General features: G+C 66.5%; 19 protein-coding genes. 8 read left to right on the top strand and 11 right to left on the bottom strand.

The features are described 5' to 3' along the window. Nucleotides 1–101 precede the first annotated feature (101 nt). The 4 genes from AC13GA_RS00930 to AC13GA_RS00915 form a co-directional block, all read right to left on the bottom strand. The gene (locus AC13GA_RS00930; RefSeq protein ID WP_046983202.1) at nt 102–1,472 is read right to left on the bottom strand and encodes a pyridoxal-phosphate dependent enzyme; all 1,371 of its coding nucleotides are present in this window, start codon (nt 1,470–1,472) and stop codon (nt 102–104) included. A 298-nt stretch (nt 1,473–1,770) separates the two neighbouring features. Further along, nucleotides 1,771–2,007 (bottom strand): HP1242/YdcH family protein, encoded by a 237-nt coding sequence (locus tag AC13GA_RS00925; RefSeq protein ID WP_012509964.1) that lies wholly within the window; start codon nt 2,005–2,007, stop codon nt 1,771–1,773. A gap of 323 nt (nt 2,008–2,330) precedes the next feature. Continuing rightward, entirely contained in the window at nt 2,331–3,215 is an 885-nt protein-coding gene (locus AC13GA_RS00920) for an OmpA family protein (RefSeq protein ID WP_482997370.1), read from the bottom strand. Then, nucleotides 3,212–3,577 (bottom strand): DUF4398 domain-containing protein, encoded by a 366-nt coding sequence (locus AC13GA_RS00915; RefSeq protein WP_046983203.1) that lies wholly within the window; start codon nt 3,575–3,577, stop codon nt 3,212–3,214. Before AC13GA_RS00915 ends, AC13GA_RS00920 begins: the two co-directional genes overlap by 4 nt. A gap of 121 nt (nt 3,578–3,698) precedes the next feature. On the opposite strand from AC13GA_RS00915, the gene AC13GA_RS00910 reads away from it, so the two are divergent. The 3 genes from AC13GA_RS00910 to AC13GA_RS00900 all read left to right on the top strand — a co-directional run bounded on the left by AC13GA_RS00910 (nt 3,699) and on the right by AC13GA_RS00900 (nt 7,661). Next, the gene (locus tag AC13GA_RS00910) at nt 3,699–4,826 is read left to right on the top strand and encodes a PilT/PilU family type 4a pilus ATPase (RefSeq protein WP_046983204.1); all 1,128 of its coding nucleotides are present in this window, start codon (nt 3,699–3,701) and stop codon (nt 4,824–4,826) included. 110 nt (nt 4,827–4,936) lie between these two features. Next, nucleotides 4,937–6,220 (top strand): putative DNA modification/repair radical SAM protein, encoded by a 1,284-nt coding sequence (locus tag AC13GA_RS00905; protein ID WP_482997369.1) that lies wholly within the window; start codon nt 4,937–4,939, stop codon nt 6,218–6,220. Next, complete coding sequence (locus tag AC13GA_RS00900) at nt 6,201–7,661, top strand: UdgX family uracil-DNA binding protein (RefSeq protein ID WP_046983206.1); 1,461 nt, start codon at nt 6,201–6,203, stop codon at nt 7,659–7,661. Before AC13GA_RS00905 ends, AC13GA_RS00900 begins: the two co-directional genes overlap by 20 nt. A 46-nt stretch (nt 7,662–7,707) precedes the next feature. Here AC13GA_RS00900 and maiA read toward each other — a convergent pair whose 3' ends face one another. Together maiA and AC13GA_RS00890 are read right to left on the bottom strand one after the other, a co-directional pair. Next, complete coding sequence (gene maiA, locus AC13GA_RS00895; RefSeq protein ID WP_482997368.1) at nt 7,708–8,376, bottom strand: maleylacetoacetate isomerase; 669 nt, start codon at nt 8,374–8,376, stop codon at nt 7,708–7,710. A 14-nt stretch (nt 8,377–8,390) separates the two neighbouring features. Then, nucleotides 8,391–9,380: a fumarylacetoacetate hydrolase family protein gene (locus AC13GA_RS00890; RefSeq protein ID WP_482997367.1), complete on the bottom strand. Its 990-nt coding sequence runs from the start codon at nt 9,378–9,380 to the stop codon at nt 8,391–8,393. Between the two features lie 873 nt (nt 9,381–10,253). On the opposite strand from AC13GA_RS00890, the gene AC13GA_RS00885 reads away from it, so the two are divergent. Further along, the gene (locus AC13GA_RS00885; RefSeq protein WP_136639268.1) at nt 10,254–11,672 is read left to right on the top strand and encodes a DEAD/DEAH box helicase; all 1,419 of its coding nucleotides are present in this window, start codon (nt 10,254–10,256) and stop codon (nt 11,670–11,672) included. Nucleotides 11,673–12,217: 545 nt separating this feature from the next. Here AC13GA_RS00885 and AC13GA_RS00880 read toward each other — a convergent pair. Together AC13GA_RS00880 and AC13GA_RS00875 are read right to left on the bottom strand one after the other, a co-directional pair. Further along, nucleotides 12,218–14,812 carry a M14 family zinc carboxypeptidase gene (locus AC13GA_RS00880; protein WP_482997366.1) on the bottom strand — a complete coding sequence of 865 codons (2,595 nt, stop codon included), beginning with the start codon at nt 14,810–14,812 and terminating at the stop codon, nt 12,218–12,220. Nucleotides 14,813–14,886: 74 nt separating this feature from the next. Further along, the gene (locus tag AC13GA_RS00875) at nt 14,887–17,526 is read right to left on the bottom strand and encodes a TonB-dependent receptor plug domain-containing protein (RefSeq protein WP_482997365.1); all 2,640 of its coding nucleotides are present in this window, start codon (nt 17,524–17,526) and stop codon (nt 14,887–14,889) included. Between the two features lie 192 nt (nt 17,527–17,718). Between AC13GA_RS00875 and queD the strand changes: the two genes are divergently transcribed. Then, entirely contained in the window at nt 17,719–18,081 is a 363-nt protein-coding gene (queD, locus tag AC13GA_RS00870; protein ID WP_046984141.1) for a 6-carboxytetrahydropterin synthase QueD, read from the top strand. 117 nt (nt 18,082–18,198) lie between these two features. Beyond that, complete coding sequence (locus tag AC13GA_RS00865) at nt 18,199–18,552, top strand: phasin family protein (protein ID WP_046984142.1); 354 nt, start codon at nt 18,199–18,201, stop codon at nt 18,550–18,552. Nucleotides 18,553–19,000: 448 nt separating this feature from the next. Here the strand turns inward: AC13GA_RS00865 and asnB are convergent, their stop codons facing one another. Further along, nucleotides 19,001–20,902 carry an asparagine synthase (glutamine-hydrolyzing) gene (asnB, locus tag AC13GA_RS00860; protein ID WP_046983052.1) on the bottom strand — a complete coding sequence of 634 codons (1,902 nt, stop codon included), beginning with the start codon at nt 20,900–20,902 and terminating at the stop codon, nt 19,001–19,003. A gap of 349 nt (nt 20,903–21,251) precedes the next feature. Between asnB and AC13GA_RS00855 the strand changes: the two genes are divergently transcribed. Continuing rightward, on the top strand, nt 21,252–21,941 hold the full coding sequence (locus AC13GA_RS00855; RefSeq protein ID WP_004141029.1) for a winged helix-turn-helix domain-containing protein: 690 nt from the start codon (nt 21,252–21,254) through the stop codon (nt 21,939–21,941). Further along, on the top strand, nt 21,938–23,284 hold the full coding sequence (locus tag AC13GA_RS00850) for an ATP-binding protein (RefSeq protein ID WP_482997364.1): 1,347 nt from the start codon (nt 21,938–21,940) through the stop codon (nt 23,282–23,284). Before AC13GA_RS00855 ends, AC13GA_RS00850 begins: the two co-directional genes overlap by 4 nt. Here AC13GA_RS00850 and AC13GA_RS00845 read toward each other — a convergent pair. Further along, nucleotides 23,281–24,750 (bottom strand): sensor histidine kinase, encoded by a 1,470-nt coding sequence (locus AC13GA_RS00845; protein ID WP_046983054.1) that lies wholly within the window; start codon nt 24,748–24,750, stop codon nt 23,281–23,283. The two genes, AC13GA_RS00850 and AC13GA_RS00845, sit on opposite strands and share 4 nt — an antisense overlap. Then, on the bottom strand, nt 24,747–25,466 hold the full coding sequence (locus AC13GA_RS00840) for a response regulator transcription factor (RefSeq protein WP_046983055.1): 720 nt from the start codon (nt 25,464–25,466) through the stop codon (nt 24,747–24,749). The genes AC13GA_RS00845 and AC13GA_RS00840 overlap by 4 nt, the downstream gene beginning before the upstream one ends. Between the last annotated feature and the right edge of the window lie 14 nt (nt 25,467–25,480).

The following is a 25,480-nucleotide window of genomic DNA, read 5'->3' as shown; positions in this document are numbered from 1 at the left end:
TCCGGGATGGCCCCGGCGGGTTACAAACCAAGCCGATTGTGACATCTACGGCATGTCCAGAGTGTGCAGGGGGCTAGATCGAGCCCCCTCTCGCAGGACGTTTATTGAACACGCCGACGCAGGTAATTCAGCAGGTCGATACGGGTGATCAGGCCCAGGAAGGCGTCACCGTCCATCACGATCGCCACCTGGCCGCGGTCGAACACCGGCAGCAGCGCTTCGATCGGCGACTTCACGTCCAGCCGGTCCAGCTTGCTGACCATCGCGGTCGCCACCGGGTCGCGGAAACGGGCTTCATCGCCATAGACATGCAGCAGCACGTCGCTTTCATCGACGATACCGACCAGCTGGTCGCCGTCCAGCACCGGCAGCTGCGACACGTCATACAGTTTCATGCGCTGATAGGCGGTGGTCAGCAGGTCGTTCGGGCCGATCACCACGGTGTCGCGCTGGCCATACGGGCGCAGGATCAGGTCGCGCAGGTCGCCGTGCTGGGGGCGCTGCAGGAAGCCGTTGTCCAGCATCCAGTAGTCGTTGTACATCTTCGACAGGTACTTGTTGCCGGTATCCGGCACCAGCACCAGCACCTTCTTCGGCGTGGTCTGCTCCTTGCAGTACTTCAGCGCCGCCGCCAGCAGGGTGCCGGTGGAGGAACCACCGAGGATGCCTTCCTTGCCCAGCAGCTCTCGCGCGGTGTGGAAGCTCTCCGCATCGGAGATGGCGTAGGCCTTCTTCACCCGGCTGAAATCGGAGATCGACGGCAGGAAGTCCTCACCGATGCCTTCCACCAGCCAGCTGCCCGACTTGTCGTTCAGATTGCCGTCGTTGATGTACTCGGCCAGGATCGAGCCGACCGGATCGGCCAGCACCAGCTCGGTCTTCGGCGACAGCTTCGCGAAGGCACGCGACAGGCCGGTCATGGTGCCGGAGCTGCCGCAGCCGAACACGATGGCGTCAAGGTCGCCGTCCATCTGCTCCAGGATTTCCGGGCCGGTACCGAATTCGTGCGCGGCCGGGTTGTCCGGGTTGCCGAACTGGTTGATGAAGTAGGCGCCCGGGGTCTGCTCGGCGATGGTCTTGGCCAGGTCCTGGTAGTACTCGGGATGACCCTTGGCCACGTCCGAGCGGGTCAAGCGCACTTCGGCACCCATCGCCTTGAGATTGAAGATCTTTTCGCGGCTCATCTTGTCGGGAACGACCAGGATCAGCTTGTAGCCCTTCTGCTGCGCTACCAGGGCCAGGCCCAGGCCGGTGTTGCCGGCGGTGCCCTCGACCAGGGTCGCGCCCGGCTTCAGGTCGCCGCGCTTTTCCGCTGCCTCGATCATCGACAGGCCGATGCGATCCTTGATCGACCCGCCCGGGTTGGCGCTCTCCAGCTTCAGGTAGAGCTCGCAGACACCGGTGTCCAGGCGCTGGGCCTTCACGATCGGGGTCTGACCGATGAGTTCGAGGACGGAAGAGTGGATGGGCATTCGGGGACTTTCGGTTCGCGCCACGCAGGGCCGGACCGATGATTATCCGACGGATGGCGATGAAAGTCAGGTCGGCATGGCCGCAGCCTGTCCACCGTAAAAAAGGGATGCGGACGGCCCCGGATCGACGAGGAGACCGGTACCGCCCGCATCGGTGAGTGTGCCTGCAGGCCAAGGCACCACCGCCTGTGGTGCCTTGGCGCGGCCGCCTCATCGGCGGTGCCGCGATGCCGGGGCAGGAGCGCCCGGCGGGGCCATCTCTGGCCGGGTCACGCCGTTCCGGGCGTGACGGGGTGCGTCAATGCGCGGGGGACGTCGTTGGAAGCGGTGTCTCGTACATTCGCAGAAGACGTTGCTTGGCCAGCAGCTTCTCACGCTTCATGCGACCCAGGGTGACATCATCGATCGGGAGTACACCCAACTCCGCGTCCATGCACTTCTTGTTCAACTTGCGGTGCTGGTCATGGAGTGCCCGGAACTCCGGATCGCGCGCGCGGCGGGCGTCGATCTCGCTCTGGGGCTGATCTTCAAACATGATGGACCTCCTTCGACAGATACACGAACGCCCCGGCTGCAAGGCACGGGGCGTTGTTCATGGAGGAGCGCCGGTCGATGGCCACCTGGACGCCTGCAACGACCTGCGGCACTGGCCTGCGCACGTCGATTCGCTGCGGTTCGCGCCCTGCTTGCATCGGCCCGGCCCTCCCATCGTCCGGTCCGCGGCATTGCGTCCCGGACGATTGACCCTACGCCTGGTCCGGGCGGGGTTCAAGCCCCTGCGTCAAAAAGACCGAACCCCGCCGGGGCGGGGTTCAGGCTGAATGCTCATCACAACGAAAAACAAACAATATCAATCAATTACGGGGCGATGATGACCTCGGCCGAACGCGCCCGGGTGGACGCCGCCTTCTTGCCGCTGAGCTGTATCCGGTTGCTTGCGACACCGCCGGCAACGAGGGCATCGCGCAGCGCTTCGGCCCGCTTCTGGCCGACGCCATTGGCACTGTCATACGCCTCGATGCGCAGGCGGCCCTTCTTGCCGATGTTCAGATACTCGGCCAGTGCCTTGGCCTGATTGCGGGCACCACCGGACAGGCTGGAGGCACCGGCGGCGAAGGCGTCACCATTGAAGGTGAACACCTCACCGCGGCCGTCGAACTTCGAGCTCGGCAGCTTCTGCCCGGACACCAGCTCGGCTTCCTCGCGGGCCAGTTTGGCAGCGTTCTGCTGCGCGGCGCTGAGGCGCTGCTGCTGCTTGCCGGCCACGCTGGTCAGGGCATTCTCGGCATCCTGGCGGGCCAGCGTCTCGGCCTCGGCGGCCTGGCGCAGGCGCTCTGCCTCCTCGGCCTGCATCTGCGCCTGCATGCGCAGCTGCTCGGCTTCCTGGCGGGCACGGGCAGCATCGCGGCGGCTGGCCTCGATCAGCAGGTCGCTGCGGGTACGCTCGAGACGATCGACCTCACGCGCCGCCAGTGCGGTACGCACGGCGGTCTCGGCGATCTCGACGCGGCGTTCTGCCAGGTAGGTGGCCAATTCCTGGTCGCGGCGCTTGGCCTTGTCCAGGGTGGCGATGGCCTGCTGCGCCTGCATGCGCTCGAAAGCGCCCAGCTCAGCCGTGTCGGGATTGGCCTGGATGGCCATCAGGCGCTGGCTCAGCTGCGCCACCATCGGGTTGTCAGCGGCCACGGCCAGGGTCGGCAGCGCCAGCAGCGCGGCCAGGGTTGCGGCGGTCATCGGCTTCACCGGCGGTCCTCCCCGGTCGACAGCTGGCGTTGCAGCTGGTTGACCTCGTTGCGGCGCAGCTGCAGCTGCGCGGTGGCGGTGGCTTCCTCGCTGCGGACGCGGGCCAGGTCGGCATCGACGGCAGCGCGCAGGGCCATCGCCGGGGCGTTCTTGCGCTCGCGGCGGTCGCCGGCGGCGCGCTGGGCCTGCTCCAGCCCCTGCCGGGCCAGCCCGATCAGGTCCGGAGCGTACTGGTCGGCATCGGCCTGGGTGGCCTTGTCGACCGCCTGCCGGGCCTGCGCCAGTTCCAGTGCGGCGTCCTGCGCCCAAGCGGGGGCAGACAGTGCGAATGCAAACGCCATCACATACAGGCCATGGCGCATTCGTGCGAAGCTAAGTCGTTTCATTGGGGAGGCCGTACCGGTTGTCGGTTCACGGCCATTGTCGTCAAGCCGACACCGTGCTGGCAACGGGCGTCGACCGTTTCGTTGGGGAAAATTCGCAATGGATATCGGCTACTTCCTGAAGCTGATGACCGAAAAGAACGCTTCGGACATGTTTCTGACCACCGGGGCACCGGTCTACATCAAGATCGAGGGGAAGCTCTATCCGCTGGGCAATACCGGCCTTCCGCCGGGCATGGTCAAGAAGATCGCCTACTCGCTGATGGACGAGGGCCAGGTGCCGCAGTTCGAGCGCGAGCTGGAGCTGAACATGGCCATCGCTCTGCCTGATGCCGGGCGCTTCCGGGTCAATGTATTCAAGCAGCGCGGCGAAGTCGGCATGGTCATTCGCGCCATCCGCAGCCGCATCCCGAGCATCGAAGAGCTGAACCTGCCGCAGGTGCTGAAGGACGTCATCATGACCCCGCGTGGGCTGGTGCTGGTGGTGGGGTCCACCGGTTCCGGCAAGTCCACCTCGCTGGCGTCGATGATCGACCACCGCAACAGCACCACCACCGGCCACATCCTCACCATCGAGGACCCGATCGAGTACCTGCACAAGCACAAGATGTCGATCGTCAACCAGCGCGAGGTCGGGCTGGACACCCATGCCTTCCACAACGCGCTGAAGAACGCGATGCGTGAAGCACCGGACGTGATCCTGATCGGCGAGATCCTGGACGCGGAAACGATGGAGGCGGCGATCGCCTTCGCCGAGACCGGTCACCTGTGCCTGGCCACCCTGCACTCCAACAACGCGGACCAGACCATCGAGCGCATCCTCAACTTCTTCCCGGAAAGCGCGCACAAGAATGTGCTGATGAACCTGGCGCTGAACCTGCGTGCGGTGGTCAGCCAGCGCCTGGTGAAGAACAAGGAAGGCCGCCGGCTCCCGGCCACCGAGGTCCTGATCAATACGCCGATGATCCGCGACCTGCTGCGCCGCGGCCAGGTGCACGAGATCAAGGCGGCGATGGAAGGCTCGCTGGAAGAAGGCATGGAGAGCTTCGACCAGTGCCTGTTCCGGCTGGCCAAGGCCGGCACCATCGAGCAGGAAGAAGCGTTGCGTGCGGCTGACTCGCGTGATGGCCTGGCCCTGAAGTTCCGCCTGTCCGAAGGCAGCAGCGGCGACCACGACCCGTACGCCGATTTCTCGGCCGGTGCGCCCAGCATCACCCACGGCTTCTGATCCCCGCACTGCTCTTTCGATACCGGTAGCGCCGGGCCATGCCCGGCGGAAGCCTGAAGGATTCAGGGGCGGTCTCATCCAATGAGACCCTTCATCCGTAGGTTTCCTCAATGGAAACCATCCGCAAGCTGGCCATCCTGGCCGATGCCGCCAAGTACGATGCCTCCTGCGCCTCCAGCGGCTCGGGCAAGCGCGATTCGCGCGCCAGTGGCGGTATCGGCAGCACCGAGGGCATGGGCATCTGCCACAGCTATACGCCGGACGGCCGCTGCGTTTCATTGCTGAAGATCCTGCTGACCAACTTCTGCGTCTACGACTGCGCCTACTGCGTGAACCGGGTCTCCAGCAACGTAGCCCGTGCGCGCTTCACCGTGGACGAGGTGGTCGCGCTCACCCTGGACTTCTACAAGCGCAACTACATCGAGGGGCTGTTCCTTTCCAGCGGCATCATCCGCAATGCCGACTACACCATGGAGCAGATGGTGGAGGTGGCGCGGCAACTGCGCGAAGAACACCGCTACGCCGGCTACATCCACCTCAAGACCATTCCCGAGGCTTCGCCCGAGCTGCTGGCCAGCGCCGGTCGCTACGCCGACCGCCTGTCGATCAACGTCGAACTGCCCACCGAGGCCGGCCTGAGCGCGTTGGCGCCGGAGAAGACGGTGCATTCGATACGCGGCGCCATGGGCGAACTACGCTGGCGCATCGAGGAAGCCAAGGAGGCGCGCAAAGCCCCCGCAGCGGTGGCGCCGACGGCCAGCCGCAGTACACGCCCGCGCCCTCCCCGTTTCGCACCTGCCGGACAGAGCACGCAGATGATCGTCGGCGCGGACGGGGCCAACGACCAACAGATCCTGGCCAGCGCCGATGCGCTGTACGGCAACTACCGCATGCGCCGGGTGTACTACTCCGCGTTCAGCCCGATTCCGGACGCCAGCCGGCAGCTGCCACTGCAACCGCCCCCGCTGCAGCGCGAACATCGCCTCTACCAGGCCGACTGGTTGCTGCGCTTCTACGGGTACGGCGTGGAAGAAATCACCGATACCGCCCAGAACGGCATGCTGGACCTGGACATCGACCCGAAGATGGCTTGGGCGATCCGCCACCCCGAGCGCTTTCCGGTCGATCTGAACCGGGCACCGAAGGAAATGCTGCTGCGCGTTCCCGGCCTCGGCGTGCGCAACGTCAAGCGCGTGCTGATGGCACGCCGCCACGGGCGGCTGCGCGTGGCCGACATCGCGCGCCTGAAGGCACCGATGAGCAAGATGCTGCCGTTCGTGCTGCTGGCTGACCATCATCCGCGCAAGGCGCTGGACGACCCGGCGGCGCTGCGCGCGCAGCTGGCCCCGCCCCCGCGACAGGGTTCGCTGTTCGATGCACCGTCCGCGGCCTGACGCGCAGCGCTGGTCGCTGCGGGTGGATCCGCCATGGTCGCTGGAGGCCTGGCGCAACGGTGCGCGTGAAGCCCTGCTGCGCGACGTCGCGCCGGAGCAGCTGGACTGGCTGGAGGGCAGCGACGCATCACTGCTGGATGCACCTGCGGTCACCTCGGCGCCCGTGCAGGCCGATGCTGGCACACCGAACGTACCGCGCGACTTCCTGGAGCTGGCGGCCACCTGCCTGTGTCATCGCGACGGGCAGCGCATGGCCCTCCTGTACCGGTTGCTGTGGCGCATCACCCATGGCGAACGCTCGGTGCTGTCAAACCCCGCCGATGCCGACGTACTGCGGGCGATGGCCATGGCCCAGGCGGTCCGCCGTGACACGCACAAGATGAAGGCATTCGTGCGCTTCCGCGAGGTGCCTGGCCAACCTGATGCGTTCATCGCCTGGTTCGAGCCACAGCACTACATTGTCGATCGGGTCGCGCCGTTCTTCGCGCGCCGCTTCACCGGCATGCGCTGGGCCATTCTCACGCCTTCGCGCAGCGTCGCCTGGGATGGGCAGGCACTTGCCTTCGGCCCCGGCGCACGGCGCGAGGATGCCCCGGCCGAGGATGCGCGCGAATCACTGTGGCAGACCTACTACGCCAGCATCTTCAATCCGGCGCGACTCAATACACGGATGATGATGCAGGAGATGCCGGCGAAGTATTGGCGCCACCTGCCGGAAGCTCAGCTGCTGCCACGCCTGGTGCGCGATGCGGCCGACCGCGTGCAGGAAATGCATGACCGTCCCGCGCAGGCACCGCAGCGCCGGATTCCCCTGCGAGCGAACGCTGCGACATCGGCGACCGAAGCCAGCAGCCTGGAGAATCTGCGCGGACAGGCCAGCGCCTGCCGCCAGTGCCCGCTCTGGGAGCAGGCCACGCAGACCGTGTTCGGGCAGGGGCCGGCAGACGCCAAGGTGATGCTGGTCGGAGAACAGCCTGGCGATACCGAGGACCTGCGCGGACAGCCGTTCGCAGGACCTGCCGGCCAGCTGCTGGACCGCGCACTGGTGGAACTGGGAATCGATCGCGCCCAGCTGTACCTCACCAACGCGGTGAAGCACTTCCACCATGAACGGCGCGGCAAGGTGCGGCTGCACAAGCGGCCGGAAAGCCGCCACATCCAGGCCTGCCGCCCTTGGCTGATGGGTGAGATCGCCCGCGTGCGACCCCAGGTGATCGTGTGCCTCGGCGCGACAGCGGCAGCCTCGGTATTCGGTCGTGATTTCGACCTCTCACGCGACCGCGGACGCTGGCACGCCCTCGAGGAAGGTACGCGCGGGTACGCCACGGTGCACCCGGCATGGGTGTTGCGGCAGACTGACGATGCGCGCCGCGAGGATGCCTACCGGTTGTTCCGCGATGACCTGGCCCGATTGCAGCAAAAAGGGGACGGAGGGGATTAAGTCGTAAGTGCACATACGACTTAATCCCCTCCGTCCCCTTTTTCTTTCAGGCCGCGTCGAGCTGGTTTTCCGGGCGTGCGCACTCGAAGGCGTCCAGCGCTTGGCAGGCGGCCTCGATGCGGCGCAGAGTCGGGTACGGCGCCAGGTCCAGGCCGAAGCGATGGGCGTTGTACAGCTGCGGCAACAGGCAGATGTCGGCCAGGCCTGGGCGGTCGCCGTGGCAGAAGGTGCCGGTGTCGCGGCTGTTGGCCAGCATTGCCTCCATCGCCGTAAAGCCTTCGGCGATCCAGTGCAGGGTCCATTGCGTGCGGGCGTCGGCCGGCACCTGCAGGCTGCGCTCCAGGTACTGCATCACCCGCAGGTTGTTGATCGGGTGGATGTCGCAGGCCACCAGCTGGGCCAGCGCACGCACCCGCGCACGACCGGCAGCATCAGCTGGCAGCAGCGGCACCTGCGGAAAGCGCTCATCCAGGTACTCCAGAATCGCCAGCGACTGGATCAGCGCATGCCCTTCATGCAGCAGGGTCGGCACCAGCTGCTGCGGATTGAGCGCGCGATAGGCGTCGAGATGCTGCTCCCCGCCTTCGCGCACCAGGTGCACCGGCCGGGCCTCCCAGGCCAGGCCCTTCAGCTCCAGGCCGATACGCACGCGGTAGGCGGCGCTGGATCGCCAATAGGTGTACAGCACGATGCCGTCGTCGACCGGGATCTCCATCGCCGCCTCCATGCTCAGGGCTTGGCCGCCTGTTCGATGCGCTGCTCGATCGCACCGAAGATGCTGTTGCCGGCGGCATCGAGCATCTCGATGCGAACCACGTCGCCGAAGGACATGAACGGCGTGCTCGGCTTGCCGTCGCGCAGGGTTTCGACCACGCGCTGTTCGGCGAAGCAGGAGGCACCCTTGCTGGTGTCTTCGTTGGCGATGGTGCCCGAGCCAACGATGGTGCCGGCGCTGAGCGGACGGGTCTTGGCCGCATGCGCGACCAGCTGGGCGAAGTTGAACTGCATGTCCACGCCCGCTTCCGGCGCACCGAACCACTGGCCGTTGATGTGGGTCAGCAGCGGCAGGTGCACCTTGCTGTCCTGCCAAGCGGCGCCCAGCTCATCGGGGGTGACGAACACCGGCGACAGCGCCGAACGCGGCTTAGACTGCAGGAAGCCGAAGCCCTTGGCCAGCTCACCCGGAATCAGGTTGCGCAGCGAGACGTCATTGACCAGGCCGACCAGCTGGATATGGCCCGCAGCCTGTTCCGGGGTGGCCGCCATCGGCACGTCGTCGGTGATCACCACGATCTCGGCTTCCAGGTCGATGCCGTAGTCCTCGCTGACCACCTTGACTACGTCGCGCGGGCCATGGAAGCCGGCGCTGGTGGCCTGGTACATCAGCGGGTCGGTGTAGAAGCTCTCCGGCACCTCGGCACCACGCGCGCGGCGCACGCGCTCGACGTGCGGCAGATAGGCGCTGCCATCGACGAATTCATAGGCGCGCGGCATCGGCGCGGCCAGCGCCTGCGGGTCAAGGTCGAACACGCCATCTGCGTCGCCTGCGTTGAGCGATTCGTACAGCGCGTTCAGGCGCGGCGCGATGTGGCTCCAGTCTTCCAGGGCCTGCTGCAGGGTGGCGGCAATGCCGGTGGCGCGCACGCCGAGGCGCAGGTCACGCGAGACGACGATCAGGGTGCCGTCGCGGCCGCCTTCCTTCAAAGAACCAAGCTTCATGGGTGGGTGTCCGGAGTCATGGGCAAACAAGTTTCAAGTGTAATCAAATATGCGGCGACGCCAAGCTGCAGCGCCGCATCGGCCCACCCTACCGTAGTGGGGGGTTCGGCAGGGCTTGCAGCCCTGCACCTGCTTCAAGCCAAGGCAACGTCAACAGCAACAGCCGGCTCTGGGTTGTCTGTGAGTTGGGCGGGAGGGTGTGGGTGGGCAGGACACGCCGTAAACCCGTCCTTGGGGGCTCGATGGCGCCATCCATGGCGCCAACGGTCCTGCCCACCCACACCGTCCCACCCCCGCCAATTACCCGATGACGGATCGAACATCCACATCGTTCGTCGTCGAAATCCGTCAGATATCGATATTGATCGAGTGAGATTCGACAGATCGCGGAAAACTGTCGAAGGTGGGGTGGGTCCGGTTGAGGGGGTGTGAGCGGCATGGATGCCGCGACCAAGCCCCCATGGATGGGTTTACGGCGTCCCCCTCAACCGGCCCCACCCCGCCTACCCACAGGAACCCGGCTTTTGACGTTGCTCTGGCCTTGGCTCCGGCCTCTGCGGGTGCAGGGCGCAGCCCTGCAGACAGAACCACTACCTGAACAGGCCGTTTTGCGCGGGGTCTCAACCATCGGTTAGACTATGCGGGTCTGCAGCGGCCGTCCGTTTCCCTCCGGGATCGCCGGCGACCTGGGTCCGCCCACTTCGCCCGCCCCCACTCCGACGCCGTTCGTCACGCATTCCAGCCTGCGCTCCGTGCCGGCTGCACCCAATTCTCGCAGCGCGGTTCACGGGAACGCTCCGAGTCAGCCGATCAGTTTGATCTGCCCCCGTCTGTCCGTTCGGACAGGCGTTTCTTGTACTTGGAGCAATCTCAATGTCTTTTGAATCACTGGGCCTTGCGCCCTTCCTGCTGCGTGCGCTCGCCGAGCAGGGCTACGAAACCCCGACCCCGATCCAGCAGCAGGCGATCCCGCTGGTGCTGGCCGGCCGCGACCTGCTGGCCGGCGCGCAGACCGGTACCGGCAAGACCGCCGCCTTTGGCCTGCCGCTGCTGCAGCACCTCGGCACCGCTTCGCAGGAAGTGCGCACCGGCCCGCGCAAGCCGCGTGCCCTGATCCTGGCCCCGACCCGCGAGCTGGCCACCCAGGTGCATGACAGCCTGCGCGGTTACAGCAAGTACCTGCGCATTCCCAGCGCCTGCATCTACGGCGGCGTCGGCATGGGCAACCAGCTGGACATCCTGCGCCGTGGCGTGGACCTGCTGGTGGCGTGCCCGGGCCGCCTGATCGACCACCTAGAGCGTCGCAGCATCGACCTGTCCGGCATTGAACTGCTGGTACTGGACGAAGCCGACCGCATGCTGGACATGGGCTTCCTGCCCTCGATCAAGCGCATCCTGGCCAAGCTGCCCAAGCAGAACCGCCAGACCCTGCTGTTCTCGGCCACCTTCGAGGACAACATCCGCCAGCTGGCGCTGGAATTCATGCGCAACCCGGAGCAGATCCAGGTCACGCCGAAGAACACCGTCGCTGAAACCATCACCCATCGCGTGCACCCGGTCGATGGCGGCCGCAAGCGCGACCTGCTGCTGCACCTGCTGGCGCAGGACAGCCGCGAGCAGACCCTGGTGTTTGCCCGCACCAAGCACGGCAGCGACAAGCTGGCCGCGTTCCTGGAAAAGTCCGGCATCAAGACCGCGGCGATCCACGGCAACAAGAGCCAGGGCCAGCGCCTGCGTGCACTGGGCGATTTCAAGGCCGGCCGGGTGACCGTGCTGGTGGCTACCGATATCGCTGCGCGCGGTATCGACATCAACGAGCTGCCGAAGGTGATCAACTTCGATCTGCCGATGGTGGCCGAAGACTACGTGCATCGCATCGGCCGTACCGGCCGCAACGGCGCCACCGGCCAGGCAATCTCGCTGGTCGCGCAGGATGAAGTGAAGCTGCTGCGTGCGATCACCCGCCTGCTCGGCCGCGACATGGATATCCGCGATGTGCCGGGCTTCGAGCTGCAGGTGCCGATCCGCTGGGGCAACAGTGCACCGGGCAAGGCCGAGCACGAAACCGGTGAGCGCGCACCGCGCAAGAACCACGCGCGCCGTCCGCACGGCGATGCACCGCGTCACGCGCATGCCGGCCCGAAGAAGGCTGGCGGTGGTCGTCGTGAGGGCGGTGGCAATGGCCAGCAGCGTGCCGGTGCAGGCGCCGGTCAGGGCCAGCGTCGTGGCGGTGGTGGCAATGGTGGCGGCCGTGGCCGCGGCCAGGGCGGCGGCGGCGGTCGCGCCGGCTGATCCCAGCTGACAGGGATGGCGTCTCCCGCTGCGCGGGGGGCTATCGAGGGACGGCGCTGACGCGCCGTCCCTTTTTTGTTGCCAGCTACCGTGAGTAGAGCCGGCGGTGTATTGCGCTGAGGGCGGATGGGCGTGGGGCCAGCGCAAAACACGCCGTAAACCCATCCATGGGGGCTCGGTCGGCGCATCCATGCGCCTCACGGTTTTTGCGCTGGCCCCACGCCCATCCGCTTCAAGCATTACCTGCGCCTTCTTCTCCCTCCGGGTAGCCGTGGGAAGAAAGATCAAATTCAAATTCAAATTCAAAGGCAAAAGCCGAAGTCGCAATTCCTGGCTTTGCTTTTGCCCTTGCTCCCGCCTTGCGGTTCGATGCGTCCGCGCCCGCAGGAAACTGTCGAGGGGAGGCCGGGCGGGCTGCGCAGGACCGTGAGGCGCATGGATGCGCCGATCGAGCTTACATGGACGTATTTACAGCGTGTCCTGCGCAGCCCGCCCGGCCTCCTCATACACGCATCAATCAAGGCGCCAACAAGGCGCCAAACGCCTCAACCCCGCTTTTTACTCGGATTCACCAGATTCCCGAAGAAGATCGCGTTGATCAACAGCCGATCGGTCCCGTGCCAGTACTTGCGGTGCGCCGGATCATCCGCAAACAACACCACGTTGCCCTGCCCCTGCGCCGAGACCAGCAGCCACGCGCTGCCGGCCACGCGGCTGCGGTTGCGCTCGGACAGATAGCCGTTCACCCGCGGCGTGTCATCGATGCGCACCACCGTGGAGAACGGGTTCGCGCTCGGCTGCAACGTCACCGTGTTCTCCTTGTTGATCGCCAGCTGCCGGCGCGGCACGCCGAAGGCCAGCGGATGGCTGGTGTCCACATCAGCGCTGAGGATGTTGCCGCTGACGCGTTCAATGGCGGCGATATCGCGCTGGTCGCCGAACGCGCGGCGGCTTTCGTCAGCAGCGTCTTCGTACTTGCCAAGTTTCTCGCCGTCGGCCAGCTTCTGTTCGATCGCCCACTTCGAGGCACTACCGTAGGTCACCAGCGAACCACCGGCCTGCACCCAGCGCTTCAGGGCGGCCACTGCCGTGGCATCGACGCCGGTGTAAGTGCCGCCCGACAGCACGATGGTGGTGTAGCGGTCCAGCGGCACTTTGCCCAGCTGTTGCGGGTCCAGCTTGCTGGCCGGCAGGTGCAGCTGCTGATCGAGCAGGAACCAGGCCGAACCGATTTCGGTGGCGGCCACACCCTCGCCCATCACCAGCGCGACGGCGGGCTTGCGCAGCGCCTTGACACCGTCACTGCCGAGGTCGATGCCCTCGCGACTGCGGCCGCTCGCCAGCGAGTGAAGCTGCACACCGGCGTCGCGTGCGGCAGCGGTCACCGCCTCAAGCAACGCCGCATCCTGCAACGGTTGACCGGCGACCGGAATCACCAGGCTGCCAGCAGCGAAGTTGACCTCGCCCTGTGCGGTCGCTGTGGTGAACGACTGGAACGCCGCACGCGCGCTCAATCCCTTGGCCTGCAGCGCGGCCAGCGCGCGCCCGGCATTGTAGTCACGCCAGTCGATGGCATAGGCGAACCCGGCCTGGCCACCCAGCACCGCGCCCTGCTCCGCCGGCACCGCACTTACGCGCGCGCCGCCTTCGATACGACTGCGGCTGCCGGCGAAGGCCACGCCATACGCCGGTGCGATCGCATAGCTGGTGCTGCCGTAGAACACATCGCCCTTGATCGGCGGTGTCTCGGCAAAAATCGAATGCACCAGGCGGAACTGCGCCTGCTGTACCGGCACCACGTAGGCGCTGCCCGCTTCGAAGTGTTGCCCATCGACACTGACTGCACGATCCAGCGCGCGCACCTCGATGCGATGCAGCAGCAACAGTTCCAGCAGGCGCCGGGTCAATGCAGGGTCATGCGCATCACCGAACACGAAGCTCTTCACCGGCTGCTGCGCGGCCTGCTTCAGCGCGCTCTGGAAGAACTGCTTCTGCAGGTCGAACAGCCCGCTGCGCTCGCTCACCGCGCCGCGCACTGTACCCAGACCGGTAGCGACCTGATTGCGGATGGTGAACGGGAAGGTCAACAGGCCGTTCACTGATTCCTGCACGCGGCCGCGCGAACTCGCCTGTTCAACGGTGACGCCCACTGCACCATGGAAGTCCGGATAGGTTGAGCCGTAGACCGGCGAGAAGTTGTCGAAATTCTCGCCGGTGTAGTACAGCGACCCCAACGCATCCAACGCCTGCGCGTGGTACTTGGCCAGGGTCTTGTTGAACTCGTACGAAGCCGGCGGAATCAGCGGGCTGTGCATGCTCTTCGGCGAGGGCTCGAAGTAGTAGGTACTGTCCTTGCCCATCTCGTGGAAGTCGATCTGCACGTTCGGGTACCACTGGTGGAACACCTCCACCTTCGGCCGCGAATCCTGCTGGGTCAGGGCAAGCCAGTCTCGGTTGAGATCGGTGAAGTAGTGGTTGGTGCGGCCCTGCGGGAACGGCTCGACGTGCTCCTTGTCGGCCGGGTCGGCCGAGGCTGGATCGGAGGCCCACGCGTTGTGCCAGTTGGCCGCACGATCACGGCCATCCGGGTTCTGCGCCGGGTCGAACAGCACCACCGACTGCTGCAGCCACTGCTGGGTTTCGGCACTACGACTGGCCACAAGGTAGTAGGCGGTCAACATCGCCGCCTCGGCACTGGAGGTCTCGTTGCCATGCACGCTGTAGCCCAGCCACACCACCACCGGGCTGTCACCGGCGGCGCTGCGCGGCTGCGCCGGATCGGCCAGGGTCGCGTGCTGCTGGCGGATCTGTTCCAGCCGCGCATGATTGCCTGCAGCGGTGACGGTGGCGATCAGCAGCGGGCGACCTTCATAGCTGCGGCCGATCTCGCGCACGCTGATCTTGTCCGAGCGTTTCGCCAGTTCCTGGAAGTACGCCACCAGCTGGTCGTGCCGGGTGTAACGGCTGCCGATCGGGTAGCCGAGAAACTGCTCGGGCGTGGGCACCGATGCATCGAACGCCGCTGCGTCGCTGACCTGCGGGAAGAAGTAGGCGCTCTGCGCCTGCGCCGGCTGCGGCGAGGACAGTGCGGTGGCGGCGGCAAGCAGCAACGGAAGAACGGCATGGCGATGCAAGGACACGGTGACTCCCCTGGAACACAACGGCAGACGATCGCGCGGCCGGTCCCTTCAGGTGACCGGCCGCGGCAGATGGATCAGAAGCGATAGTCGAAGCCCAGCGTGAAGTAGCGGCCACGCAGGTCGTACTGGCTGAAGTCGTACGGCGCGCGGATGCCCGGGAACGAGGCGTCGTACGGCGGCGTCTTGTCGGCCAGGTTCTGCACCTTGGCGTACACGGTCAGCTTGTCGATGCCGGTGTAGGCCAGGTACAGGTCGTACTGGCTGTAGCTGCCGACCTGCTGCTGCACGGCCTTGGCGGCGGTGCTGGCTTCCTGGCGATAGCTGCTGGTGTAGTACCAGGTCACCGCCGCGTTGAAGTCGCCGTACTTCCAGTCCAACGTGGTGGTCGCCTTGTCCTTGGGCAGGGTCGCGCCCAGGTTGCTGCCCGCATAGTCCACCAGCGGGCCACCGACCACGGTCGGGCGACGGTAATCGCGCACATGAGTATAGGCCGAAGACACGGTGAAGTCACCGAACGCAGCGGTCGGGATCCGCTGGCGCAGTTCGACATCGATGCCCGAAGTCTTCAACTCGCTAAGGTTCTGGTAGCGGTTGTAGACCGCCTGCAGCTTGCCGCGCTCGTCGCGCTGCACCGCACCGGCGACATTGTCGTTGACCAGGGTCTGGGTGTTGTTGGTACCGACCAGGTTGTCCAGCTGGATGCGGTAGTAGTCCACGCTCAGGTTGGTATTGGCCCACGGCGACAGCACCACGCCGAAGTTCAGGCTCTTGGTCCGCTCCGGCTTCAATTCGTTGTTGCCAACGGTGAAGAAGGTCGGGTTCTGCCGCGAGCCAGGCACGTCCGGATCACGCGGATCGACCACGCTGCCGTAGGCGATGCTGGTGCTGTTGGAGTTCTCCGACAGCGATGGCGCACGGAAGCCCTTCGACGCCGAGGCACGCACCAGCAGGAAGTCCAACGGCTGCCAACGCAGCCCGATCTTCGGCGAGAACGCATCGCCGAAATCATCGTAGTGATCGGCGCGCGCGGCGGCAGACAGCTCCAGCGTCGAGGCCAGCGGCACGTTCACTTCGGCGTAGGCGGCACTGACCTGGCGTTTGCCGTGCACTTCGGCAATGGCCGGGCGCACCTGCAGGCCGGCATCGATCTGCCACGGGTTGTTGGAGTCGAGCTTCTCGCGGCGCCACTCGGCACCGGCAGCGAAACCGATCTCGCCGGCCCAGGTATGGCCGAGGCTGCCGGAGATCTTCGCGTCGATGCCCTGCAGCTTGGACTCGGCCGGACGCAGCGTGGCGATGTTGATCGAGTCACGCACCGACTGCGGCGTGGCGGCCGGATTCAGCAGGTTGTAACTGCCGGTGGCCAGCGCATCGGCCAGCGCCCAGCGGTTGGCGAAGCCGCCGGAGACGGTTTCGCGCTCGCTGCTGCGCGCGCCGAACGCCGCCACTTCCCAGTCCCACTTCGCGGTGGTGCCACGCAGGCCGAACACGCCGCGGTAGGCGGTGGAGCGGTTGGTCTTGAGGGTGCCGCCGAGGTCGAAGAAGGTGTATTCGATCGGGATGGCACGGCCGTACGGGTTGTACGGATTGTTGGCCGGCAGCAGCGACGACACCGGCTCGGCCAGGCCACTGTCCGCGTTCAGTGCGAAGCGGCCGCTCTCCAGCGTGAAGAACGGGCTGCTGCCGAACCACGCAGTGCTCTTGATCTGGCTGTACAGCACTTCGCCGAAGGCTTCGACGTTGTCGTTCAGGCGGAAGGTACCGTTGGCATAGGCCTGGTAGCGCTTGGTCGAAGGGATCAGCGTGGTGAACGGCGCTTGGTTGAAACCGCAGGTATCACCGGCCAGGCCGTCGATCGGCGCGCTGGCAACGCGGGTGGTGCCGGTGGGGCAGTTGCCGTTGGCATCGAGCATCGGCACGGAGGTGCCATTGACCAGATAGCGTGCGCCCTTGGCCGACCAGCCGTTCCAGCGGCCGCCGGGCTTGTCGGTGTAGATGCCGCTCTTGGTCAGGTTGCGCTCGTCCTGGTCCAGTCGCTCGCGGTTGTAGCCCTGCAGGCTGAAGAGGATGTTGTAGCCGTCCTTGTCGATGTCGCCCAGGCCACCAACGAACTTCAGGTTCTGCTCGTGCAGGCCGCCCTGGTCGGCGCCGCCGAAGCTGCCGCCGATCTCGGCGCCTTCAAAGTTCTGCCGGGTGATGATGTTGACCACGCCGGCCACCGCATCGCTGCCGTACACCGCCGATGCACCGTCCTTGAGCACTTCGATGCGTTCGACCGCGACCAGCGGCAATGCGTTGAGATCGACGAAGGTGTCGGACAGGCCGCCGGCCGGGAAGCCATAGTTGGCCAGGCGGCGACCGTTGAGCAGCACCAGCGTGTTCTTCTGCGACAGGCCGCGCAGGCCGATGCCGGCCGAGCCGGAGGCCCAGCCGTTGTTGGTGGTCTCATTGCTGGCGTTGCCGGTGTTGGCCGAGATCGAACGCAGCACATCGGCCACGGTGGCCTTGCCGGTCTGTTCCAGCTGCTGGCGACCAATCACCTGCACCGGGTTTGAGGCCTCGGTATCGGCACGTTTGATGTTGGAACCGGTGACGCGGACGGCAGCCAGGGTGCTGGCTTCGCCACTGGCGTCGGCGGAGGTTTCGGCGGCGGCGGACAAAGGCGCGGCCAGAGCGACGGCCAGGGCCGCCACGAGCAGGGTGTGCTTGGGCATGACGATGTGGGGGAGGTGGTAAGGGCGACGAAGTTCCGCAGTAATCCATGCGTGGCCGGGGGGCGGCCAATAACATCTCTTCATACGGATATAAGAGAAACTATCATCTCTTCATCCGGATGGAAAGAATTTCTTCACCAAGACCCAACATCCGCTCAGGCTCGCTGCCCGCGTGCGGCGTACAATCGCGCCATGGAAATCTTCAAAGTCTTCATGCTCGAGGCGGCGCACCGCCTCCCCAACGTGCCGCCGGGGCACAAGTGCGCGCGCCTGCATGGCCACTCGTTCCGGGTGGAACTGAAGGTCGAGGGCGAGCCCGGCGCGCAGACCGGCTGGATCATGGATTTCGGCGACGTGAAGGCGGCCTTCCAGCCGATCTACGACCGCCTGGACCATCACTACCTCAATGACATCCCCGGCCTTGAGAACCCGACCAGCGAGAACCTGGCGGTGTGGATCTGGAACGAACTCAAGCCCAGCCTGCCGGCGCTGAGCGAGATCACCGTGCACGAAACCTGCACCTCCGGCTGCCGCTACCGCGGCCCGACGACCTGATCAACCCATTGATCTGAAAGGTGTTTCAAAGGCGCCTTCGGCGCCTTTGTTATTTTTGTTGCATTGCCGCATCAACGGCGTATGCTGCATTGCATCAAGCCACTCCCTGATGCCCCCATGGCCTCCGCCTTCAGCGATCGCTTCAGTGATGCCACCCGCCAGCTCGCCGCCGCGGCAACGCGCGCGAACCGGTTGGCGTTGGAGAACGCGGAAAGCATGTTCGGGGTGCAGCTGAAGGCGATGGAACGCAACCTGACCGCGACCGGCGGCTGGCTCGGCGAGCTGGCCCGCAGTGACGACGCGGCCGGGGTGCTCAACAAGGGCGCACAGCTGTGGCAGGACAACCTGCAGCGGCTGGGCCAGGCCCAGCAGGACGTGGTCGGCCTCGGCCTCCAGGCCGGCAAGGCCTGGTCCGAACTGGTGCAGGGCTACAACCAATCAACGGCGGACGCGAACGGCAACAGCCACTGACGCGACGCAACGCTCATTGCATGGGTCCCTCCCCCCATGCAATCCGGACCCGGCAGATCCCTCCCTCTGCCGGGTCTTTTTTTGCCTGGCGTCTGAGTTACGAAGCGCGCCTTCGTCCGGATTCGCCGCGAACTGATGGGCCCCGCCGGGGTGGGCAGGGGCTTGGGCAGATGTCCCCCGGCGCCGGCCGTTGGCCGTCACCTCCTCCTTTACTTTGCCCAGACCCCTCCCCGCCCCGACGAGGCTCGGCTTGCGGCAGGTAAAGCGCAGTGCTCGTGGCAGCCTTTCAACGGGGCGCCGACGAACTCCGAACGCAGGGCGGAGGCCCTTGCGTACGAAGTAAAGGGGGAGGTGACGGCCAACGGCCGGCGCCGGAGGACATTCGTACGCAAGGGCATCCGCCCTGCGCCATGCAGAATGAATCCGCCACACGCAAGACAGCAACGCCTCAGCGCCCGCGGCCACCGTGCCAGTGCTGGTGCCACGCCTGGAACATCAGCACGTTCCACAGGTGCGTGTGCCACTTGCGCTCACCCCGCAGGAAGGCCTCCCAGATGCCGCGCACGCGTACTGCATCGAAGCAGCCCTGGTTGCGCAGCAGCTGCGGGTCCAGCAGCGCCTCGGCCCAGTCGCGCAACGGACCGGCCAGCCAGCGTGCCATCGGAGGGCCGAAGCCGCGCTTGGGGCGGTACACCAGCGGTTCCGGCAGGTAACGCGCCAGCAGGTGTTTGAGGATCCGCTTGTGCTCACCGTCGTGGTATTTCAAATGCTGCGGCAGGCGCCAGGCCAGACGCACCACCTCCATGTCCAGCAGCGGCGCACGTGTCTCCACGCCGGCCGCCATGCCGGCACGGTCGACCTTGGCGAGGATGCCCTCGGCCAGGTCCATGCGGAAATCCAGCAGCTGGATGCGCGCTTCAGCCGGCAGCGCGGTGTCCTGCTGCTGGAAGATCGTCATTGGTTCGCGCGCGCCCAGCACCACCTGTGCCGGCTGCCGCCAGCGGGTGACGCGCTGCAGGTAATGACCTTCCACGTCATTGGCGGCAACCTCGGCCACCAGCGCGCGCCAGCCACCGAGGCGCCCACGTTCGACGTTCATGCGGTTGCCGCTGCGCCGCGCCAGGTCACGCACCCAGTCCGGCAGGCCACCGCAAAGGCGTGCGTTACGCAGTGCGCGGCCATAGCTGGGATGGCCGAAGAACAGCTCATCGCCACCGTCGCCGGTCAGCGCCACCGGCTTGCGCGCGCCCAGCAGCTCGCTGGCCAACAGGGTCGGCAGCTGCGAGGCGTCGGCAAATGGCTCACACCAGACCTGAGGCAGCCGCTGCAGCAGGTCCAAACCCTGCCGCGCGTCCATCCGGTGCAGGTGATGCTGCACGCCCAGGTGACGCGCGACCTGCGAGGCCCAGTCGCTCTCATCGTGGCCCGGATCGTCGAAGCCCACCGTCCATGCCTCGATCGGCAGCGTCGACTGCGCCTGCATCATTGCCGTCACCAGTGAGGAGTCGGTGCCGCCGGACAGGAACGCGCCGCAGGCCAGCGGCGAATGCATGCGTGAAGCAATGGCCTTCTGCAGTACTGCTTCGAGCTGGTCGGTGGCCTGTTCCAGGCTGGGTGCGGGGTGCAAGGGTTCCTGCAGGGCGCTGTGCATCGCATCGCGTGCGCACCAGTAGCGCGAACCACCCTGCGCGGCCTGGCTGGATCCACCGGCGGCGTGGTCGTTCAGGTCGATACGCAGCATCGCGCCGGCCACCAGCTTATGGATGCCGCGGTAGATGGTGTGCGGCGCCGGGACATAGTCGTGGCGCAGCAGCAGGCTCAGCGCATCCTGGTCGATGCTCGGCGCGAAACCGGCGAACGCCTGCAGCGCCTTCAGTTCGGAGGCGAACAGGAACTGGCCCTGGTACCAACCGTAGTACAGCGGCCGCTCGCCTACCGGGTCACGTGCCAGCCACAGCACGCGCGACTCGCGGTCCCACACACTGAAACCGAACGCGCCCTCGATACGCGACAGCGCCCGCTCCACGCCCCACTCGACAATTGCCTGCAGCAGCAGCCGTGCATCGCTGCAGCTGCGCGGCAGATCGCGCAGCTGCGACTGCAGGTCAGCCCGGTTGTACAGGCGACCGTCCAGGCACAGCACGTAACGGCCACAGTCCGAACTCAGCGGCTGCAGCGGGGTGTCGGTCGGCGCCCGGCAGTGGCCCAGCGCCAGGCCAGCCTCGGCATCGGTCCAGTAACCAATGCGGCCACGGCCACGTTGCTGCAGGGCGCGAAGCATCGGCGCCAGCTGCTGCAGCAGGTGCTCGTCCTCGGCCGGCGGCAGCCAGGCGCCGACCACGCCGCTCATCGGATACCCCCGCAATGGCGGCGGCGGGACAGGTTCGGCAGGGAGAAGGCAGCGGGCGACATGAGGACGGCACGCGGAACGGAGGAGACTCCATGCTCGGCCCGGCCCCTGCCCCGCGTCAGTCGCTTTGCTGTCAGCGATGGTCACCGGACGTATCACAAAGGTAACGTTTTGTAACGGCAACAAGCTATGCTGGACGCCAAGTTGTTGCCAGGCCTGAGGCCCGGCCCGCGCGCCAGCAACCCCGGCTGAATGGCGCCCGCCCCCAGGACCCGGGCGGCCCGATGGCTGGGATAGCATCGCCGCGCTCGTGCCGTGGCGGTACGTACGCCCCACGGAGGCCTTGAAAATGCTGGATATCGTACTGGTCGAAGACGATGCCCGCCTCGGTACGATGGTCAGCGACTATCTGCAGCGGCATGGCTACCAGGTCGCCCACGAGCGCAGTGGCGAACGCGCGGTGGCCCGGATCCTGGCCGAAAAGCCCGCCCTGGTCCTGCTGGATGTCGGCCTGCCCGACCAGGATGGTTTCGAAGTGTGTCGGCAGATCAGGCCCCACTATGACGGCATCATCTGCGTGCTGACCGCGCGTACCGACAACATTGACCAGGTGCTCGGGCTGGAACTGGGCGCCGATGACTACATCGGCAAACCGATTGAACCCCGGGTGCTGCTGGCGCGCCTGCGTGCCCATCTGCGCCGCCACCGCCGGGTCGAGCCGCGTGACGGCAGCCTGCGCTTCGGCGAGCTGAACATCGACCCGTCCACCCGTAACGTGCACCTGCAGGGCAGCCTGCTGGAGCTGACCACCGCCGAGTTCGACCTGCTGTTCCTGCTGGCCAGCAACGCCGGGCAGATCCTCGACCGCGATGCGCTGCTGCGCGGCCTGCGTGGCATCGCCTTTGACGGCCTGGACCGTTCGATCGATGCGCGCATTTCGCGCCTGCGCCGCAAACTGGGCGACAACCCGGAACAGCCGGAACGGATCAAGACCGTCCGCGGCCGCGGCTACCTGTTCAGCCGCTCGGCATGGGGATGAAGCGCACGCCCTCGGCGATGCGCGGCCACGCCTTCCACTTCCTGCGCTATGGCATCGGCTTCCTGGTCGCCCACCTGCTGCTGATCGTGCTCGGCCTGTGGGCCTGGGACGCCCTGCTGGAAGACCGCACCGAGGCCGGCCTGCAGGCCGAGATGCGCGGTACCCACTCGCTGCTGCAGCACCGTTTCGCCGAGACACCGCGCGACCAGTGGCCCGCGCTGGCGCGTGAACTCGACGCTGATTTCGCCTATGCGCTGCGCATGCTGCCACTGGCCGAGGCAGTGAAGGAACTGCCAGCCAGCCAGCGTCCCGCCTTCAACAACGGCCGCGTGCAGATCGACCTGGAACACATGCGCAGCCTGCAGCGGATCGGCGACAGCGACTATGCGGTGATGCTGGGACCGTTGGACGAAGCGCTACCCGATGAGGGATGGCAGGACAGCGAAGTGTCCGGCGTGGCGATCCTGCTTCTGATCCTGATGGTGGCCGTAGCCCTGCCGATGTACGTGATGGTCTACCGCCTGTGGCGCGATGTGTCGCAGCTGGCACAGGCCGCACGGCAGATGCGCGACGGCCAGCTGGATACGCGTGCGCCGCGTGCCGGTACCGCGCTGGTGCGGCCGCTGGCCAACGCCTTCAACCACATGGCCGAGCAGCTGCAGCAACTGCTGGAGAGCCAGCGCGTGCTGGCACAGGCGGTGGCGCATGAAGTGCGCACACCGTTGGCACGGATGCGCTTCGGCCTGGCCGATCTGGAGGACACCGCGCTCGACGAGATCCAGCGCGATGCGCTGGGTGGCCTGCGCACCGACGTTGACCGGCTGCAGCAGCTTACCGATGCCGGTGTCGAGTACGCCGCGCTGGGCCGCTGCCATCAGCTGACCCGCCAGCGCCTGCAGCTGGCCGCGCTGGTGCGCGGCGTTGTGGCCCAGTTCGCACCGCTGCCGATGCCGGTGCAGCAGGTGCTCTCACCTACCGGCCTGGTCAACGTCAACCGGCACATGCTGGAACTCGCGTTGCGAAACCTGCTCGGCAATGCCTTGCGTTATGCGCGGCGGCAGATCCGCATCGCCAGCACGGTCAACGACGGCTGGCTGTGCCTGCAGGTGGAGGACGACGGCCCGGGCATTGCGCCCGAACTGCGCGGCCAGGTGCTGCAGCCGTATGTGCGGCTGGATCCGGGCAGCCCCGGTTTCGGTCTCGGCCTGGCACTGGTGCAGGTGGTGGCCGACAAGCATGGCGGCCACGTCGAGGTAACCGATTCAGAGCTGGGCGGTGCCTGTATCCGCCTGCACCTGCCGTTGGAAACCGGCGGCATCGTGGAGTGCGAAGCGGCCTGCTAGGCCGCTGGTTCCGCACGCGGCAAGGCAAACACGAACAGCGCGCCACGCTCACTGTCGCGCAGTTCGATGCGGCGGCCATGCAGCTGCACGATCCGCTGCACGATCAGCAGGCCAAGCCCACCGTTCTCGCCACGCCGTGCGCCCAGCGCGGCCGGCGCCTGGAACAACTGCGCTCGCAGCGCCGCTGCCACGCCGGGACCATCATCGGCCACGCTCACCTCGATGCTATCCGCGGTCGCACGCAGGCACACTTCGATCCGGCCACCTTCCGGTGCGTGCCGCAATGCATTGTCGAGCAGGTTGGTCAGCACCCGCTCGACCAGGCCCAGGTCGGCACGTACCAGCGGCAGGCCCGGCGGGAATTCCGCGTGCAGGCGCTGGTTGCGCGCCTGCGCGGCCAGCTCGAACTTCTGCAGTACGTCCTGCAGAAGTTCCGGCAGCGCGAACACTTCCCACTCCAGGCGCACTTCGCCGTGCTCCAGCCGCGCCAGCTCGAACAGCGCGCGCGCCAGCCGACCAACCTTGGCGCTCTGTGCAAGCGCGATACCGAGGTACCGGCGGCGCTCGTCCGGCGACAGCGTGGCGTCCTTCAGCGCCAGCGTTTCCAGGTAGCCATGCAGCGACGACAACGGCGTACGCAGATCGTGCGAGATGTTGGCGACCAGCTCGCGGCGCTGCAGGTCCTGCTGGCGCAGCTGCTGCCATTGTTCACCCAGCCGCTGCGCCATCTGCGCATGCGCATGTTCAAGGATCACCAGTTCGTCGCGCTCGCCTGGGCGCAGCGGCTCGGGTGGCGGCAACGGTGTCGGCGCATCGATGTCGAAGGCCTGGATGCGCCGGGTAAGCCGGCGCAGCGGACGGGTCACCCAGTAGAACGCCACCAACCCGGCCAGCAGGCCGAGGCTGCCAACCAGCATCACCGACCACCAGGTGGTGTTCCACTGGCTGCCGGCCGCGAGGTCGTCGGCGAGCATCTGCCGGTGTTCGCCGACCAGCACCACGTACACGTAGCCGGCCTGGCGACCCTGCACGATCAACGGTGCGGCACTGAACACCTTGCGGCCATCAGCGCTGCGCGGGTCATCGCCGAGGATCGGCAGCGGCGCACCGGCCAGCAGGCGGCGCAGCGGTGCCACGTCCACCTTGTTGCGCACCAGATGGCCGCTGGGCGCATCGTGGCCGAGAATGCGGCCCTGATCGTCCAGCAGGTACACCTCGACGCTGGGATTGACCGCCATCAGCTGGCCGAACAGCGCGCGTACCGCCGCATCGCGCATGCCACTGGTGTCCATCAGTTCGCTGCGCTGGGCGATGTGTTCGGCCAGGCCCAGCGACAACCGCTGCACCACCTCCTGTTCGTGACGGGTATTGGCACGCATCTGCAGCGCCAGCAGCGCCATGCAGCACATCAGCATCAGCGCGGCGATCACCGCTGCCAGCTTCTGCCACAGATTGGGCTTGATCATGCCGCCGCTCCAGCCGGGTCGACCAGCTTGTAGCCGCGGCCCCACACCGTCAGCAGCCGCCGCGGGTTGGCCGGGTCCGGCTCGATCTTGCTGCGCAGGCGGTTGATGTGGGTATTGACCGTATGCTCGTAACCATCGTGCTGGTAACCCCAGACCTGGTTGAGCAGTTCCATGCGCGCGAACACCTGGTCCGGGTGGCGTGCGAAGAACAGCAACAGGTCGAATTCGCGCGGGGTCAGTTCCAACGCGTTGCCATCCACCGAGGCGGTGCGCGCGACCGGATCCAGCTGCAGCCCACCCAGCTCGATCGCGCCAGCATCGATACGTGCGCTCTGCGCCATCGCCTCGGCGCGGCGCAACAGGGCGCGCACCCGTGCCACCAGTTCCGGCATCGAGAAGGGTTTTGCCAGATAGTCGTCCGCGCCCAGTTCCAGGCCGACAATGCGCTGGGTCTCGCTGCCGCGCGCGCTGATGATGATGATCGGCACGTAGCGCGCCATCGCGCGTGCACGCTGGCACACCTGCAGGCCGTCCACGCCTGGCAGCATCACATCCAGCACCAGCGCATCCCATGGGCCGTCCTGCTCGAGCAGGCGCAGGCCGGCGTCTCCGCTGGCAGCATGGGCGACGTCATAGCCTTCGTCAGCCAGGTGCATGCGCAGCAGGTCAGCGATGTGGGCATCGTCTTCGACGATCAGCACGCGTTTGGTCGACATCGGCAGCTCGGGGC

The sequence above is a fragment of the Stenotrophomonas sp. 22DLJC03 genome, from assembly GCF_056861405.1.
This window is presented reverse-complemented; position numbering and strand designations above follow the sequence as displayed.